The sequence below is a fragment of the Enterobacter sp. 148H3 genome (assembly GCF_034107425.1).
Taxonomy (GTDB): Bacteria; Pseudomonadota; Gammaproteobacteria; order Enterobacterales; family Enterobacteriaceae; genus Enterobacter; species Enterobacter vonholyi.
Map to the genome: position 1 here is coordinate 129,727 of NZ_JAWNEI010000010.1, position 17,845 is coordinate 147,571.

Sequence of the window (17,845 nt, forward strand, 5' to 3'; positions counted from 1 at the left end):
CCGGGTGGCGGCTTCGCCTTACCCGGCCTACCTTCACTGCTGCGCCAATACGTTAAATACTTCCGCTATCGCGACCGCTCCCGGATCCATTACCCCATCCAGGTTCTCTTTATTGACATACGACGAGCGTCCCGCGCCGGCTTTCGCCATTTTCGCCGTTGCTTCGGCACCATGCTGTGCAGCCTTCGCCGCTGCCTCGATATCTCCCTTCAGCAACGCCTCCAGCGCCGGTTGCAGCGCGTCGATCAGCGTGCGATCGCCGAGATCTGCCCCGCCGTACTGCTTCATCTGCGCCAGTCCGCTGAGCAAGGCCTCAGGGAGCGTCTGACCATCGTGAAGCTTTTGCCCGGCCGCGGTGAAGAAGATCGACATCAGCACCCCGCTCGACCCGCCCATCACCGTCGCCAGCCGCTCGCCAACCAGCAGCAGCAGCTTAGACACATCATTAAGCGGGAGCGTGTTCTCCTCCAGTCGCTGCGCAATATCCCGCGCCCCTTGCGCAAAGGTGGAGCCGGTATCGCCATCACCCACTTTCGCATCCAGCGCGTTCAGGCGGTTTTCCAGCTGGATCAGCGTTGTCGACACTGCGGAGACACACGCTCCCACCTGCGGATTGTCAGACGGTGTATATTCCACACGGTCATGAATGGCGCTATGCGCCACGGTACGCAGTGGCGCAAACGCCACGGGCTTCTGCCAGCCCAGCGTCTCGACATCAGCGTGAATCGCCCTTTCGAAGAAATCATTGAGCTTCAGCAGCGTCAGAGAAAAGCCTTTCATATCCAGCGCGCTGACCAGCGGCGCAGGGCCAATCAGGTACGCGATGTTCTCTTTCAGCGCCGAGTGCGCCAGCTCTTTGGTCAGCAACGCCATTTCGAGCGCCGAGACGCCGCCGAGGTTGTTAATCAGCACGGCAAAGCGCCCTTCGCCCGCCTGCGTTTTGAGCGGCGTCACCAGCGTGTCGATAATGGCTTTGCTGTTTTGCGTATCCACCACGGAAGCCCCGGGCTCGCCGTGAATGCCCAGGCCCAGCTCGGCATGGCCTTGTTTAATCCGCCCCTCTTCATCGTCGCTGCCCGGCAGGTTGCACGTTTGCATCGCCACGCCCAGGCTCCAGAGGTTATCGCAGGCCTGTTGCGCAATATCCCGCACCTCGCTCAGCGATTTCCCCTGCTCCGCCGCATAGCCCGCAATCTTGTGCACCAGTGCCGTTCCGGCAATACCGCGCGGCTGCTTGTTATCCGGCAGCGCGATATCGTCCGCCACGATCACCATCTCCACCTTAAGACCGTAACGTTTAGCCTTTTCCGCCGCCAGACCAAAGTTCAGGCGATCGCCGGTGTAGTTTTTTACGATCAGCAGACAGCCCCGGTCGCCCGTGACCGCCACAATGGCATTCAGCACAGCATCCACGCTCGGCGAAGCAAAAAGATCGCCACACACTGCCGCCGTCAGCATCCCTTTGCCGACAAACCCGGCGTGCGCGGGTTCGTGGCCTGAGCCGCCGCCGGAGATCACCGCCACGCGGCTTTTGTCCCAGTCGCTGCGTGCGACGATCCTGATGGCCGGATCGATATCAAGCTTGACGAGATTGGCGTGTGGCGCAGAAAGCAGTATGCCTTCAATGGCATCGTTGACCAGCTGTTTACGATCGTTAAAGAAGAATCTGGACATAGTTTCCCACTATTTTGTGAACCGTATGCAAAAGCATAGTCCGCGCTGGATAATGCGCCGCAAAGTCAGGAATTTACTCAACCAAATTGCGACCAGGTTGCCTATACTCCACCCAGGACTAAGAGAGGAAGCGCATCATGAGTACACCATTGTTAATTGCCAGGACGCTGGAAAAAGAGCTGTATTTACTGCCCGCGATGGCGAACCGCCACGGTCTGATCACCGGAGCGACCGGGACGGGGAAAACCGTCACCCTGCAAAAGCTGGCGGAGTCGCTTTCAGAGATTGGCGTACCGGTCTTTATGGCTGACGTGAAAGGCGATTTAACCGGTGTGGCTCAGGATGGGACGGCATCTGAAAAACTGCTCGAGCGGCTGAAAAATATTGGCATCACGGACTGGACCCCGCACGGTAACCCGGTGGTGGTGTGGGATATCTTTGGTGAGAAAGGCCACCCGGTGCGCGCCACCGTCTCCGATCTTGGCCCGCTGCTGCTGGCCCGTCTGCTTAACCTCAACGACGTGCAGTCCGGCGTGCTGAATATTATCTTCCGCATTGCCGACGATCAGGGACTGCTGCTGCTTGATTTCAAAGATCTACGCGCCATTACGCAATACATCGGCGATAACGCCAAATCCTTCCAGAACCAGTACGGCAATATCAGCAGCGCCTCGGTGGGCGCTATTCAGCGCGGTCTACTGACGCTTGAGCAGCAGGGGGCCGAACACTTCTTCGGCGAGCCGATGCTGGATATCAAGGACTGGATGCGCACCGACAGCAGCGGCAAAGGCATTATTAACATCCTGAGCTCAGAGAAGCTCTACCAGATGCCGAAACTCTACGCCGCCAGCCTGCTGTGGATGCTCTCCGAGCTCTATGAACAATTACCGGAAGCGGGCGATCTGGAAAAACCGAAGCTGGTGTTCTTCTTTGACGAAGCGCATCTGCTGTTTAACGACGCGCCGCAGGTATTGCTGGATAAAATTGAACAGGTCATTCGCCTGATCCGCTCCAAAGGCGTCGGCGTCTGGTTTGTCTCGCAAAACCCGTCCGATATCCCCGACAACGTGCTCGGGCAGCTCGGCAACCGCGTGCAGCATGCCCTGCGCGCCTTTACGCCAAAAGATCAGAAAGCGGTGAAAGCCGCCGCGCAAACCATGCGCGCCAATCCTGCCTTTGATACCGAAGCGGCGATTCAGGCGCTAGGCACCGGTGAAGCGCTGATCTCGTTCCTGGATGTGAAGGGCAGCCCGTCTGTGGTAGAACGCGCCATGGTGATCGCGCCTTGCTCGCGCATGGGGCCGGTGACCGACGATGAGCGCAACGGCCTGATTAACCACTCTCCGGTTTACGGGAAATACGAAGACGAGGTGGATCGCGAGTCCGCGTTCGAGATGCTGCAAAAAGGGGTCCAGGCGACAACGGAATCGCAGGATGCGCCTGCCGCTAAAGGGCAATCTGTCGCCGTCGATGACGGCATTCTCGGTGGGCTCAAAGACATTCTGTTCGGCAGCACCGGGCCGCGCGGCGGCAAGCGCGATGGCGTGGTGCAGACCATGGCGAAAAGCGCAGCCCGACAGGTCACCAATCAAATCGTGCGCGGCATGCTGGGGAGTTTGCTAGGCGGCCGTCGCCGCTAGACGAGGAATCCAGGGGCGGCCCAGCGCCGAACCCTGTACGCCGTTCTCCTGCAGATAGCGGTCAATTTCCACCATCCCCGTCCAGCGGTTTTCACACCATAGCGGTGCCAGAAGCGTTGGACGGCGGACACTGGCCGAGATGCGATGGTAGACAATATCCGGCGGCGTATGGCGAATCATCTCCCCCGCTGTCACCGTATAGTCTTCAAGCTCAATATCGCTTAACCGCCCTGCTTCCCAGGCTTTCGCCATAATACTGCCCTTCACGATATGCAGCGGGTGCAGCTTAATGCCGTCCACGCCGGTTTCAACCACCTTTTCCAGCGTTTCAAGACCATGCTGTTGACCCTCGCCGGGTAACCCAACAATCAGATGCGAGCAGACCTTCAGCCCGCGCTCGCGGGCCAGGCGCGTGGTGCGCTGGTAGCAGGCGAAATCATGACCACGGTTAATACGGTGCAGCGTTTTGTCGTGCGCGGTCTGCAAGCCCAGCTCCAGCCAGATCTCGTAGCCTTGTTCTTTGTACTCGCTGAGCAGGTCCAGCACCGCGTCCGGTACGCAGTCCGGGCGTGTGCCCACGCAAAGCCCAACGATATTGGCCTGGCTGACGGCCTGCTGATACATCGAACGCAATACCTGCACCTCCGCCCACGTGCTGGTGTAGGCCTGGAAATAGGCCAGATATTGCTTCGCGCGGTTCACCAGGCTGGCCTGATGGGCAAGCTGTTCAGCGATAGATTTATGCCGCTGGGCCTCGTCAGCAAAGGACGCAACGTTACAGAAGGTGCAGCCGCCGCGCCCGATGGTGCCATCGCGATTCGGGCAGCTAAACCCGCCGTGCAGCGTCAGCTTATGAACCTTTTGCCCGTACCGCTGCAAAAGATCCCCACCAAACATATTGACTAATTTCTGTAACTGCATAATCTGATAGACCGTCCCGGAGAAAGGGGACAAGCCTGCCACTTTTAGCCTCTGTCGGCGATGACCTGGATCAATCGCCCTGGACGGCCTTTATCCATATGAATAAATACTCACGATTACTGCAATTTCATTCACGCCTCCTGTGATTACTTTTCCTTATGTTCTGATTGTTTTTTTCATTTATAGCGCTACCACTGAAAAACAGTGGGTTTATGCGGGTTTGCATCCATTGCCAGATTATTGTTCTGCTATAAAACCGCTATTCAGCACGCTACATTGATAATACCGCTTTCATATAGTGAGTCAGATCACACTCCGCTGCTCGCTCTCAGGTCATTCAATCTATGTAAAAATAGTTAAATACACTTAAAATACAATGACATAGACTCTCTTTAGCACATTTTTGTATAAATAAGATTGCCATTTGACCTGTGTACCAATTCCCGATAAGTTGGAAATCCGCTGGAAGCTTTCTGGATGAGCGGCCTGCTCATCATATTTATGCAGTAATTGAGATTCCCTCTGAAGCAAGTCCTCAAACTTGTTTACCTGCGCGAAAGGATGAAAAAGAGGGCGAATGCGAGGTCCGCGTATGAAACGCAAACCCCGTCGCCATGCTCTTTCTGTGCCTGTGCGCCACGGTAAAGTTCAGTGGGAAGCCCGACGAGCCTGGGGAGGTTCACTGATATGTTGTACGATAAATCCCTTGAGAAGGATAACTGTGGTTTCGGCCTGATCGCCCACATAGAAGGCGAACCTAGCCACAAGGTAGTGCGTACTGCTATTCACGCACTGGCCCGTATGCAGCACCGTGGCGCCATCCTTGCCGATGGTAAAACCGGCGACGGTTGCGGCCTGCTGCTGCAAAAACCGGATCGTTTCTTCCGCATCGTGGCGGAAGAGCGCGGCTGGCGTTTAGCCAAAAACTACGCTGTCGGCATGCTGTTCCTGAATCAGGATCCTGAAAAGGCTGCCGCCTCACGCCGCATCGTCGAAGAAGAACTTCAGCGTGAAACCCTGTCAATTGTCGGCTGGCGCGATGTGCCAACCAACGAAGGGGTGCTCGGTGAAATCGCCCTCTCCTCGCTGCCTCGTATTGAACAGATTTTCGTCAACGCGCCTGCGGGCTGGCGTCCACGTGATATGGAACGCCGTCTGTTTATCGCCCGCCGCCGCATTGAAAAACGTCTCCAGGACGATAAAGAGTTCTACGTCTGTAGCCTCTCTAACCTGGTGAACATCTATAAAGGTCTGTGTATGCCGGCTGACCTGCCGCGCTTCTACCTGGACCTGGCGGACCTGCGTCTGGAATCGGCCATTTGCCTGTTCCACCAGCGCTTCTCCACCAACACCGTACCACGCTGGCCGCTGGCTCAGCCGTTCCGCTACCTGGCGCACAACGGCGAGATCAACACCATCACAGGTAACCGCCAGTGGGCCCGCGCCCGTACCTATAAGTTCCAGACGCCACTGATCCCTGACCTGCACGATGCCGCGCCGTTCGTGAACGAAACCGGCTCGGACTCCAGCTCGATGGATAACATGCTGGAACTGCTGCTGGCGGGCGGGATGGATATCGTGCGCGCCATGCGTCTGCTCGTGCCGCCAGCCTGGCAGAACAACCCGGATATGGATCCTGAGCTGCGCGCGTTCTTCGACTTTAACTCCATGCACATGGAGCCGTGGGACGGCCCGGCGGGCATCGTTATGTCCGACGGACGTTTTGCCGCCTGTAACCTGGACCGTAACGGTCTGCGTCCGGCGCGCTACGTTATCACCAAAGACAAGCTCATCACCTGCGCCTCTGAAGTCGGCATCTGGGATTACCAGCCTGACGAAGTGGTCGAGAAAGGCCGCGTCGGTCCGGGCGAGCTGATGGTTATCGACACCCGCGGCGGGCGCATCCTGCACTCCGCCGAAACCGACAACGATCTGAAGAGCCGCCACCCGTACAAAGAGTGGATGGAAAAGAACGTGCGTCGCCTGGTGCCGTTCGAAGATCTTACGGACGAAGAAGTGGGCAGCCGGGAGCTGGACGACGATACTCTCGCAAGCTACCAGAAGCAGTTTAACTACAGCGCGGAAGAGCTGGACTCTGTCATCCGCGTGCTCGGTGAAAACGGCCAGGAAGCGGTCGGCTCGATGGGTGACGATACCCCGTTTGCCGTGCTCTCCAGCCAGCCGCGCATCATTTACGACTACTTCCGCCAGCAGTTCGCGCAGGTGACCAACCCGCCAATCGATCCGCTGCGTGAAGCGCACGTGATGTCGTTGGCCACCAGCATCGGTCGTGAGATGAACGTCTTCTGCGAGGCCGAAGGCCAGGCGCACCGTCTGACCTTTAAATCGCCGATCCTGCTGTATTCAGATTTCAAACAGCTCACCACCATGAAAGAGGAGCACTACCGCGCCGACACGCTCGACATTACCTTCGACGTGAACGAAGCGAGCCTTGAAGAGACGGTGAATGCGCTGTGTGACAAAGCCGAGCAGATGGTGCGTAACGGCACCGTGCTGCTGGTGTTGTCCGACCGTAATATCGCGAAAAACCGTCTGCCTGTACCTGCACCGATGGCAGTCGGCGCTATTCAGACGCGTTTGGTCGATAAGAGCCTGCGCTGCGACGCGAACATCATTGTTGAAACCGCAAGCGCCCGCGACCCGCATCACTTTGCCGTGCTGTTGGGCTTCGGCGCGACGGCGATCTACCCGTACCTGGCCTACGAAACGCTGGCCCGTCTGGTGGATACCCGCGCGATCGACAAAGATTACCGCGCGGTGATGCTGAACTACCGTAACGGCATCAACAAAGGTCTGTACAAGATCATGTCCAAAATGGGCATCTCAACCATTGCCTCCTACCGCTGTTCTAAGCTGTTTGAAGCGGTCGGCCTGCATGACGAGGTTGCCAACCTCTGCTTCCAGGGCGTGGTCAGCCGCATCGGCGGCGCCGGTTTTGCGGACTTCCAGCAGGATCTGGTGAACCTGTCCAAGCGCGCCTGGCTGGCACGTAAGCCGCTGGATCAGGGCGGTCTGCTGAAATACGTTCACGGTGGCGAATACCACGCCTATAACCCGGACGTGGTGCGCACGCTGCAGCAGGCGGTTCAGAGCGGTAAATACAGCGATTATCAGCAGTACGCTGAGCTGGTGAATAACCGTCCGGCGGCGACGCTGCGCGACCTTATTGCCCTCAATCCGGGCGATGAAGCGGTCAGCATTGACGAAGTTGAACCGGCATCGGAACTGTTCAAACGCTTCGATACCGCTGCGATGTCCATCGGCGCGCTGAGCCCGGAAGCTCACGAAGCGCTGGCGGAAGCCATGAACAGCATCGGCGGTAACTCTAACTCCGGCGAAGGCGGTGAAGACCCTGCGCGTTACGGCACCAACAAAGTGTCCCGTATCAAGCAGGTGGCATCCGGTCGCTTTGGCGTAACGCCTGCGTACCTGGTTAACGCCGACGTGATTCAGATTAAAGTCGCTCAGGGTGCTAAACCGGGCGAAGGCGGTCAGCTGCCGGGTGATAAAGTCACCCCGTACATCGCCAAACTGCGCTATTCCGTGCCGGGCGTGACGCTGATCTCCCCGCCGCCGCACCACGATATCTACTCTATCGAGGATCTGGCGCAGCTCATTTTCGACCTGAAACAGGTCAACCCGAAGGCGATGATCTCCGTGAAGCTGGTATCCGAACCGGGCGTCGGTACCATCGCGACCGGCGTGGCGAAGGCCTATGCGGATCTCATCACCATTGCCGGTTATGACGGCGGTACCGGCGCAAGCCCGCTCTCCTCCGTGAAATATGCGGGCTGTCCGTGGGAGCTTGGCCTGGTGGAAACCCAGCAGGCGCTGGTGGCTAACGGTCTGCGTCATAAGATCCGTCTGCAGGTGGATGGCGGTCTGAAAACTGGCCTCGACATCATCAAGGCGGCGATCCTAGGTGCGGAAAGCTTCGGTTTCGGTACGGGTCCAATGGTCGCGCTGGGCTGTAAATACCTGCGTATTTGCCACCTGAACAATTGCGCAACCGGCGTTGCAACCCAGGACGAGAAGCTGCGTAAGAACCACTACCACGGCCTGCCGTTCAAAGTGACTAATTACTTTGAGTTCATCGCCCGCGAAACCCGCGAGCTGATGGCGCAGCTGGGCGTTAAACGTCTGGTGGACCTGATTGGCCGTACCGACCTGCTGAAAGAGCTGGAAGGCTTCACCGCCAAGCAGCAGAAGCTGGAGTTGAGCAAGCTGCTGGAAACCGCGCAGCCGCATCCTGGCAAAGCGGTCTACTGCACCGAGAACAACCCGCCGTTTGATAACGGCGTGCTGAACGCACAGCTGCTGCAGCAGGCGAAGCCGTATGTGGACGACAAGCAGAGCAAAACGTTCTGGTTTGATATCCGTAACACCGACCGTTCCGTGGGTGCATCGCTCTCCGGCTACATCGCGCAGACGCACGGTGACCAGGGGCTGGCGTCGGATCCGATTACCGCGCATTTCAGCGGTACCGCGGGTCAGAGCTTCGGCGTGTGGAACGCAGGTGGTGTTGAGCTGTATCTGACCGGCGATGCCAACGACTACGTCGGTAAAGGCATGGCGGGCGGTCTGCTGGCGGTGCGTCCTCCGGTCGGCTCAGCCTTCCGCAGCCATGAGGCCAGCATCATCGGTAACACCTGCCTGTACGGCGCGACCGGCGGTCGTCTGTTTGCAGCAGGCCGTGCGGGTGAGCGTTTTGCGGTGCGTAACTCCGGTGCCATCACCGTGGTGGAAGGCATTGGCGATAACGGTTGTGAATACATGACGGGCGGGATTGTTTGCGTTCTGGGTAAAACCGGCGTGAACTTCGGCGCGGGCATGACGGGCGGTTTTGCGTACGTCCTGGACGAAGACGGCGAGTTCCGCAAACGCGTGAACCCGGAGCTGGTAGAAGTGCTGGACGTTGATACGCTGGCTATCCATGAAGAACACCTGCGCGGCTTGATTACCGAACACGTGCAGCATACCGGTTCTTCGCGCGGCGAAGAGATCCTGGCGAACTGGCCGGCGTTCTCTGCGAAATTTGCGCTGGTTAAGCCGAAGTCCAGCGATGTTAAAGCCCTGTTGGGTCACCGTAGTCGTAGCGCAGCAGAGCTGCGCGTGCAGGCGCAGTAAGGAATTCAGATGAGCCAGAACGTATACCAGTTTATCGACCTGCAGCGTGTTGATCCGCCAAAGAAACCGCTGAAGATCCGCAAAATAGAATTTGTTGAAATCTACGAGCCGTTTTCAGAAGGCCAGGCCAAAGCACAGGCAGACCGCTGCCTGTCCTGCGGTAACCCTTACTGCGAATGGAAATGTCCGGTACACAACTACATCCCGAACTGGCTGAAGCTGGCCAACGAAGGACGTATTTTTGAAGCCGCCGAGCTGTCTCACCAGACCAATACCCTGCCGGAAGTGTGCGGCCGCGTGTGTCCTCAGGACCGTCTGTGCGAAGGCTCCTGTACGCTGAACGACGAGTTCGGTGCGGTGACCATCGGCAACATCGAGCGCTATATCAACGATAAAGCGTTCGAGATGGGCTGGCGTCCGGACATGACCGGCGTGAAGCAAACCGACAAGCGCGTGGCGATCATCGGCGCGGGCCCGGCGGGCCTGGCCTGTGCGGACGTGCTGACCCGCAACGGCGTGAAGGCGGTGGTCTTTGACCGTCATCCGGAAATCGGCGGTCTGCTGACCTTCGGTATCCCGGCCTTCAAGCTGGAAAAAGAGGTCATGACCCGTCGCCGGGAAATCTTCACCGGCATGGGCATTGAGTTCAAGCTGAACGTGGAAGTGGGCCGCGACGTGCAGCTCGACGACCTGCTGAAGGATTACGACGCCGTGTTCCTCGGCGTGGGCACCTATCAGTCCATGCGCGGTGGTCTGGAGAACGAAGACGCGCCGGGCGTTTATGATGCCCTGCCGTTCCTGATTGCCAATACCAAGCAGATTATGGGCTACGGCGAAACCGCCGATGAGCCGTTCGTCAGCATGGAAGGCAAACGCGTGGTGGTGCTGGGCGGCGGTGATACCGCGATGGACTGCGTGCGTACCTCCATTCGTCAGAATGCGGCACACGTGATCTGCGCCTACCGTCGTGACGAAGAGAACATGCCGGGCTCTAAGCGCGAAGTGAAAAACGCGCGTGAAGAGGGCGTGGAGTTCCAGTTCAACATCCAGCCTCTGGGTATTGAAGTGAACGCCAACGGTAAAGTGAGCGGCGTGAAGATGGCGCGTACCGAGATGGGCGCACCGGATGCGAAAGGCCGTCGTCGCGCCGAGATCGTTGCCGGTTCTGAACACGTGATCCCGGCCGATGCCGTGGTGATGGCGTTCGGTTTCCGCCCTCACAGCATGGAGTGGCTGGCGAAGCACAGCGTTGAGCTGGATTCGCAGGGCCGCGTAATCGCGCCAGAAGGCAGCGATAATGCGTTCCAGACCAGCAACCCGAAAATCTTCGCCGGTGGCGATATCGTTCGCGGTTCAGACCTGGTGGTGACGGCGATTGCCGAAGGCCGCAAGGCGGCTGACGGGATCCTGAATTACCTGGAAGTGTAAAAAAAACAGGCCCGATTGGGCCTGTTTTTTATTTCACGACGCGAAGAGCCGGACGACCACCGCGCGGAGGCGGATCGTCATCAGGGTCATTGTCATCGTGATGATCGGGTTTATCGCCATCGATAAGTGACATCACCGTGTCGCTTTCGCGCTCATCAGATGCATTCTCATCATTCAGGCTGGCAACCTCTTCATCATACGTCGCTTCCGGCTCGAACATAGTTCCCGCACCGTTTTCACGGGCGTAGATGGCCAGCACAGCGGCCAGCGGAACGGAAACCTGACGCGGCACGCCGCCAAAACGCGCGTTGAAGCGCACTTCATCGTTCGCCAGCTCCAGGTTACCCACCGCGCGCGGGGCGATGTTCAGTACGATCTGCCCGTCACGTGCGTATTCCATTGGAACCAGCACGCCCGGCAACGTCACATCCACAACCAGGTGCGGCGTGAGCTGGTTATCCAGCAGCCATTCATAGAAGGCGCGCAGCAGATAAGGACGGCGTGGGGTAAGTTGTGACATTTCCACAGTCATTAGCCTCGGCCGAGACGCATTTCACGTTCCGGTTCAGTTAAGGATGCCAGGAAAGAGTCGCGCTCAAAGACGCGAGTCATGTAGCCCTTCAGCTCTTTCGCGCCAGGACCGCTGAACTCTACGCCCAGGGTCGGCAGACGCCACAACAGCGGTGCCAGGTAGCAATCCACCAGGCTGAACTCATCGCTCAGGAAGAACGGTTTCTGACCAAACACCGGGGCGATTGCCAGCAGCTCTTCACGCAGTTGCTTACGCGCAGCGTCAGCTTCAGAAGCGGAACCGCTGGTAATCACGTTCATCAGCGAGTACCAGTCTTTTTCGATACGCTGCATGTACAGGCGGCTTTCACCACGCGCGACAGGGTAAACAGGCATCAGCGGCGGATGCGGGAAACGCTCATCCAGATATTCCATAATGATACGGGATTCCCACAGGGTCAGCTCGCGATCCACCAGCGTCGGTACGCTTTGGCTCGGGTTGAGATCGATCAGATCCTGAGGCGGGTTATCCTTTTCCACATGCTCGATCTCAAAACTGACACCCTTCTCGGCCAGCACGATACGAACCTGATGGCTATAAATGTCAGTAGGACCAGAAAACAGCGTCATTACCGAACGTTTGTTGGCAGCGACAGCCATGAAAACCTCCAGGTATATTCAGAATTTTTACTGCTACCAGCCCAACAGGGGCCAGCCAGATGTTGTATCGCCCATCCCAGAGAAAACACATTGTTCAAGAATCGAACAAAAATCGAGTATTCACCGATATTTGGGCAGAAAATTGGATGATAGTTTACCAGATTTTGATGGCTTTGTGGTGAGGGGATTCTGGAAATGTGGAAAAAGAGAAGATATATGCATGGATATTGTGGATAACCTGCGCATTATCCATAAAAAAACCCGCCGAAGCGGGTTTTTCGCCAATCGTTCTGCGTAAGCAGAATGGATTAACGTTTGGAGAACTGTGGACGACGACGTGCTTTACGCAGACCCACTTTCTTACGTTCAACCTGACGCGCGTCACGAGTAACGAAGCCAGCTTTACGCAGTTCAGAACGCAGGGATTCGTCGTACTCCATCAGAGCGCGGGTGATACCGTGACGGATCGCACCTGCCTGACCGGAGATACCACCACCTTTAACGGTGATGTACAGATCCAGTTTTTCTACCATGTCAACCAGTTCCAGCGGCTGGCGAACTACCATGCGGGCAGTTTCGCGACCGAAGTATTGTTCCAGAGAACGCTGGTTGATTACGATTTTACCACTGCCCGGTTTGATGAAAACGCGAGCTGCGGAACTTTTGCGGCGACCAGTGCCGTAGTATTGATTTTCAGCCATTGCCTATAATCCCGATTAGATGTCAAGAACTTGCGGTTGCTGTGCCGCGTGGTTGTGCTCGTTGCCTGCGTAAACTTTCAGTTTACGGAACATAGCACGACCCAGCGGGCCTTTTGGCAGCATGCCTTTAACCGCGATTTCAATCACACGCTCAGGACGGCGGGCAATCATCTCTTCAAAGGTCGCTTCTTTGATACCACCGATGTGGCCGGTGTGGTGGTAGTACATTTTGTCAGTACGCTTGTTGCCGGTTACAGCAACTTTATCAGCGTTCAGAACGATGATGTAATCACCGGTATCAACGTGCGGAGTGTATTCCGCTTTATGCTTACCGCGCAGGCGACGAGCCAGTTCAGTAGCCAGACGGCCCAGAGTTTTACCGGTCGCGTCAACAACATACCAGTCGCGCTGTACGGTTTCTGGTTTAGCTGTAAAAGTTTTCATTAAAAGCTTACCCAAATAATAAGTTACACGTTGGTGAACACCCAAACGTTTAGTCAGTTGAGGTTCACACGACAAAGTCCGGCAAACCTACCCCTTCGAATAGCACATGCCGACACATAGAAAGTTTCGGGAAAAAAACCTTCTCGTAACGTGGGGTCGCAAGATTATAGAGAAGTTGAGGTCAAAGATCGACCCTTAAATGTGATTTGGAATGGGTTTTTCGGGGCCACGGAAAATGCCGGGTGGCGGCTGCGCCTTACCCGGCCTACAAGGCTCCCTTCTCAGGGAGAGGGTGGTATTTATTACGGCATATGCTCCAGCTTCAGGTACTCCTCGCTCTGCATCTCCTGCAGGCGAGACAGGCAGCGCTGGAACTCAAACTTCAGCCGCTCTCCCTGGTAAATCTCATATAAAGGTACCTCGGCGCTGACCACCAGCTTGACGTGGCGCTCATAAAACTCGTCCACCAGCGCAATGAAGCGTCGTGCTTCGCTCTCCATCAGCCGCGTCATCACCGGCACATCCAGCACCATCACGGTGTGGAACAGACGTGAAAGCGCAATGTAGTCGTGCTGGCTGCGGGCATCCACGCAAAGCGTCGTAAAGGAGACCGCCAGCGTTTGGTTTTCGACGCCAAGGGTGAGGAGCGGGCGATGGTTAATCTCGAGTTCCGGGGCGTGCTCGCGTTTTGCCCCCGCCAGCGCCAGCCAAAGTGTATCCATCTCGCGGGTGGTATCGGCATTTAGCGGCGAAAGCCACAGGTGCGCCTGGGTCAGCGTGCGCAGACGATAATCGACACCGGCATCGACGTTCATAATGTCACAATGCTGTTTGATAGCGTCAATGGCGGGCAGGAAGCGTGCCCGCTGCAGGCCGTTGCGGTACAGATCGTCCGGCGGGATATTCGACGTGGCCACCAGCGTAATCCCGCGGGCAAATAACGCCTTCATCAGGCCGCCTAACAGCATGGCATCGGTGATGTCAGACACAAAAAACTCATCGAAGCAGAGTACGTCCGTTTCCGCCTTGAACCGGTCGGCCACAATCTCCAGCGGATCGCTTTTACCCTGCAGCGCAGTCAGCTCTTCATGCACCCGCAGCATAAAGCGGTGAAAGTGCAGACGCTGTTTACGCCCCCCCGGCAGGCTCTGGTAGAACATGTCCATCAGCCAGGTTTTTCCGCGACCGACCCCGCCCCACATGTATAAACCGCGCGCCGGCGCGTGAGCCTGTGGCGCTTTTTTACCGAGCAACCGCCCAAACGCCGCCTTTAGCCCGCCATTCTGTTCGGTTTCAGCGGGTTTTGCCGTGAGCTCCTGGTAAATCATCTCCAGACGGTTTACCGCCTCACGTTGAACGTCATCAGGCTGATGAGTGCCCTCGCTAAGGGCCAGTTGATATCGCGATGCAGGGGACAGGTTTTGCATAATTTTATTGTTATTCCTTCAATTAACGCTCACCAGCAGACGTGACTGATGAAAAAAAGGCCGTTCTACACTACGCGATGATACGTCAGGATTCCACTTCTGCAGAAATAGCGGTTATAGTGGCATTATCAGGCACAGGCAGGAGCCGAGCCAACACCCTACGGAACAACAAGACAACGGGAGAAGTTCATGACCTGGGAATATGCGCTAATCGGTTTAGTCGTCGGCATCGTCATCGGTGCTGTGGCCATGCGTTTCGGTAATCGCAAATTGCGTCAGCAGCAGTCACTGCAATACGAACTGGAAAAGAACAAAGCCGAGCTGGAAGAGTATCGTGAAGAGCTGGTCAGCCATTTTGCCCGCAGCGCCGAGCTGCTGGACAACATGGCGACCGACTATCGTCAGCTGTATCAACATATGGCAAAAAGCTCCAGCAGCCTGCTGCCGGAAATGACCGCTGAAACTAACCCATTCCGCAACCGTCTGGCTGACTCTGAGGCCGGTAACGATCAGGCGCCCGTTCAGATGCCTCGCGACTACTCCGATGGCGCGTCCGGCCTGCTGCGCGGCGGTGTAAAACGCGATTAATCGCACAACCTGAATTTATTTTACGGGCGCAGCGATTGCGCCCGTCCTTTCTTCATGACCCCAGCTATCATTTAGTTAAACACCTCATTGTTCAGCGGTTTAAAATTCAATAACATCAACGTGTTTTTGGGGCCGTTTTTCCTTTATTCCAGGTTACGAGAGTCAACATCGATGAAGAAAAAAAACCAGCTGTTGAGCGCTATCGCGTTAAGTGTCGGGTTATCTCTCTCGGCGTCCGTCCCTGTATTCGCTGCTCTCCCCTCCCAGGTGCCTGGCCAGGCGGCCATTCCCAGCCTCGCGCCCATGCTGGAAAAAGTGTTGCCTGCGGTCGTCAGCGTTCAGGTTGAAGGCACGGCGGTACAAAGCCAACGCGTCCCTGAAGAACTGAAAAAATATTTTGGCGATGAGTCTCCCGACCAGCAGGCGCAGCCTTTTGAAGGCCTGGGCTCTGGCGTCATTATTGATGCAGCTAAAGGCTATATTCTGACTAACAACCATGTCATCAGCCAGGCCGATAAAATAAGCGTCCAGCTAAACGATGGCCGCGAATTTGATGCCAAACTGATTGGCGGCGATGACCAGAGCGACATCGCGCTGCTGCAGGTGCAAAACCCGAGCAATCTGACCCAGATTGCCATCGCGGATTCTGACAAACTGCGCGTCGGCGACTTTGCCGTCGCCGTGGGCAACCCCTTTGGCTTAGGGCAAACCGCCACCTCCGGGATCGTCTCCGCGCTGGGGCGTAGCGGCCTGAATCTGGAGGGGTTGGAAAACTTTATCCAGACCGATGCCTCAATCAACCGTGGAAACTCCGGCGGGGCATTGCTCAACCTTAACGGCGAGCTGATTGGGATTAACACGGCGATTCTGGCACCGGGCGGCGGCAGCATCGGGATCGGTTTTGCTATCCCCAGCAATATGGCCAAAACCCTGGCGCAGCAGCTGATCCAGTTCGGTGAAATCAAACGCGGGCTGCTGGGCATTAAAGGTATGGAGATGAGCGCTGATATCGCAAAAGCGTTCAACATCAATGTACAGCGCGGGGCGTTTGTCAGTGAAGTGCTGCCAAACTCCGGTTCCGCAAAAGCGGGCGTGAAATCGGGGGATGTGATCGTCAGCCTGAACGACAAACCGCTGAACAGCTTTGCAGAACTGCGTTCGCGGATTGCCACAACCGAACCTGGCGCCAAAGTGAAGCTGGGCCTGATACGTGACGGTAAGCCGTTTGACGTTGAAGTGACGCTGGATAAGAGCACCTCTTCCTCGGCCAGCGCGGAGCTTATTGCCCCGGCGCTGCAAGGGGCTACGTTGAGCGACGGGCAGCTGAAAGACGGTACGAAAGGCATTAGCATCGACACCGTCGAGAAGAGCAGCCCTGCCGCGCAGGCCGGATTGCATCAGGATGACGTGATCATCGGTGTAAACCGCAATCGCGTGCAGTCTATTGCCGAACTGCGCAAGGTGCTGGAAAGCAAACCGGCGGTTGTTGCCCTGCAGGTCATGCGCGGCAATGAGTCTATCTATATTCTGTTGCGCTAAGCATTTGCGATCCGGACATCACCGCTGCATGTGATGTCCGGATAACTCATGTTATGCTGCAAATCGTTCCTTTTTTAACGAAACGCGCATCATGCTTTCAAAGCTCTTACGTTCTATTGTCATCGGTTTGATTGTCGCTGGCCTGCTGCTGCTGGCGCTGCCGTCTTTACGTCAGTTCAATAAACTGTCTGCTCCCCAGTTTGATAGCACGGATGAAACGCCGGCCACCTATAACCAGGCCGTCCGCCGAGCCGCCCCCGCCGTAGTTAACGTCTATAACCGTGGCCTGAATAGCTCAGCCCACAACCAGCTGGAGATCCGCACCCTCGGCTCCGGCGTGATCATGGACGAGCGCGGCTACATTATTACTAACAAGCACGTGATAAATGACGCCGACCAGATCATCGTCGCCCTGCAGGATGGCCGCGTGTTTGAGGCATTACTCGTTGGGTCTGACAGCCTGACCGATCTGGCCGTCCTGAAGATTAACGCCACGGGCGGTTTGCCGGTCATCCCGATCAACCGTAAACGTACCCCGCATATTGGTGATGTCGTCCTGGCGATTGGTAACCCTTACAACCTGGGCCAGACCATCACCCAGGGGATTATCAGCGCGACCGGTCGTATCGGCCTCAACCCATCCGGACGGCAGAATTTCCTGCAAACCGATGCCTCCATCAACCACGGTAACTCCGGCGGTGCGCTGGTCAACTCGCTGGGCGAACTGATGGGCATCAACACCCTCTCGTTCGACAAGAGCAACGACGGTGAGACGCCGGAAGGGATCGGCTTTGCCATTCCGTTCCAGCTGGCGACCAAAATTATGGATAAATTGATCCGCGACGGACGCGTGATCCGCGGCTATATCGGTATCGGCGGGCGCGAAATTGCGCCGATGCATACCCAGGGCGGCGGAATCGATCAGATCCAGGGCATCGTGGTTAACGAGGTGGCGCCAGGGGGTCCGGCTGCCAACGCGGGAATTCAGGTAAACGATGTGATTGTGTCGGTCAACGGCACGCCGGCGGTCTCTGCGCTGGAGACGATGGATCAGGTGGCGGAAATTCGCCCGGGTTCTATCATCCCTGTTGAGGTCATGCGCAACGATAAGAAACTGACGCTGCACGTAACGATTCAGGAATACCCGGCAACAAACTGACAGGCA

General features: G+C 56.8%; 13 protein-coding genes. 6 read left to right on the top strand and 7 right to left on the bottom strand.

What is annotated here, in order from left to right; translation table 11 throughout:
• Positions 1–33: 33 nt before the first annotated feature.
• Positions 34–1,674, bottom strand: a complete 1,641-nt coding sequence (locus USH94_RS15955) for a dihydroxyacetone kinase subunit DhaK (RefSeq protein ID WP_111964981.1) — start codon at positions 1,672–1,674, stop codon at positions 34–36.
• 137 nt (positions 1,675–1,811) lie between these two features.
• Here USH94_RS15955 and USH94_RS15960 point away from each other — a divergent pair, with 137 nt between their 5' ends.
• Complete coding sequence (locus USH94_RS15960) at positions 1,812–3,314, top strand: helicase HerA-like C-terminal domain-containing protein (protein WP_111964982.1); 1,503 nt, start codon at positions 1,812–1,814, stop codon at positions 3,312–3,314.
• Here the strand turns inward: USH94_RS15960 and USH94_RS15965 are convergent.
• Positions 3,294–4,235 carry a TIGR01212 family radical SAM protein gene (locus tag USH94_RS15965; protein WP_111964983.1) on the bottom strand — a complete coding sequence of 314 codons (942 nt, stop codon included), beginning with the start codon at positions 4,233–4,235 and terminating at the stop codon, positions 3,294–3,296. The genes USH94_RS15960 and USH94_RS15965 overlap by 21 nt on opposite strands.
• Before the next feature lie 687 nt (positions 4,236–4,922).
• Between USH94_RS15965 and gltB the strand changes: the two genes are divergently transcribed.
• Both gltB and gltD read left to right on the top strand, forming a co-directional pair.
• Entirely contained in the window at positions 4,923–9,383 is a 4,461-nt protein-coding gene (gene gltB / locus USH94_RS15970; RefSeq protein ID WP_111964984.1) for a glutamate synthase large subunit, read from the top strand.
• Positions 9,384–9,392: 9 nt separating this feature from the next.
• On the top strand, positions 9,393–10,811 hold the full coding sequence (gene gltD, locus USH94_RS15975; protein WP_023309377.1) for a glutamate synthase subunit GltD: 1,419 nt from the start codon (positions 9,393–9,395) through the stop codon (positions 10,809–10,811).
• Between the two features lie 28 nt (positions 10,812–10,839).
• Here the strand turns inward: gltD and sspB are convergent, their stop codons facing one another.
• The 5 genes from sspB to zapE form a co-directional block, all read right to left on the bottom strand.
• The gene (gene sspB / locus USH94_RS15980; protein ID WP_111965013.1) at positions 10,840–11,337 is read right to left on the bottom strand and encodes a ClpXP protease specificity-enhancing factor; all 498 of its coding nucleotides are present in this window, start codon (positions 11,335–11,337) and stop codon (positions 10,840–10,842) included.
• A gap of 5 nt (positions 11,338–11,342) precedes the next feature.
• Positions 11,343–11,981: a stringent starvation protein SspA gene (gene sspA, locus USH94_RS15985; protein ID WP_014885418.1), complete on the bottom strand. Its 639-nt coding sequence runs from the start codon at positions 11,979–11,981 to the stop codon at positions 11,343–11,345.
• Positions 11,982–12,289: 308 nt separating this feature from the next.
• Positions 12,290–12,682 (bottom strand): 30S ribosomal protein S9, encoded by a 393-nt coding sequence (rpsI, locus tag USH94_RS15990; protein ID WP_003860436.1) that lies wholly within the window; start codon positions 12,680–12,682, stop codon positions 12,290–12,292.
• A gap of 15 nt (positions 12,683–12,697) precedes the next feature.
• Entirely contained in the window at positions 12,698–13,126 is a 429-nt protein-coding gene (gene rplM, locus USH94_RS15995) for a 50S ribosomal protein L13 (protein ID WP_003860434.1), read from the bottom strand.
• A gap of 302 nt (positions 13,127–13,428) precedes the next feature.
• Positions 13,429–14,553: a cell division protein ZapE gene (gene zapE / locus USH94_RS16000; protein ID WP_111964985.1), complete on the bottom strand. Its 1,125-nt coding sequence runs from the start codon at positions 14,551–14,553 to the stop codon at positions 13,429–13,431.
• Between the two features lie 189 nt (positions 14,554–14,742).
• On the opposite strand from zapE, the gene zapG reads away from it, so the two are divergent.
• The 3 genes from zapG to degS all read left to right on the top strand — a co-directional run bounded on the left by zapG (position 14,743) and on the right by degS (position 17,839).
• Positions 14,743–15,141 carry a Z-ring associated protein ZapG gene (gene zapG, locus USH94_RS16005; RefSeq protein ID WP_008502832.1) on the top strand — a complete coding sequence of 133 codons (399 nt, stop codon included), beginning with the start codon at positions 14,743–14,745 and terminating at the stop codon, positions 15,139–15,141.
• Between the two features lie 171 nt (positions 15,142–15,312).
• Entirely contained in the window at positions 15,313–16,680 is a 1,368-nt protein-coding gene (gene degQ / locus USH94_RS16010; protein ID WP_111964986.1) for a serine endoprotease DegQ, read from the top strand.
• Between the two features lie 91 nt (positions 16,681–16,771).
• A complete protein-coding gene (degS, locus tag USH94_RS16015) occupies positions 16,772–17,839 on the top strand; it encodes an outer membrane-stress sensor serine endopeptidase DegS (RefSeq protein WP_111964987.1) in 1,068 nt (355 codons plus the stop codon).
• Positions 17,840–17,845: the final 6 nt, after the last annotated feature.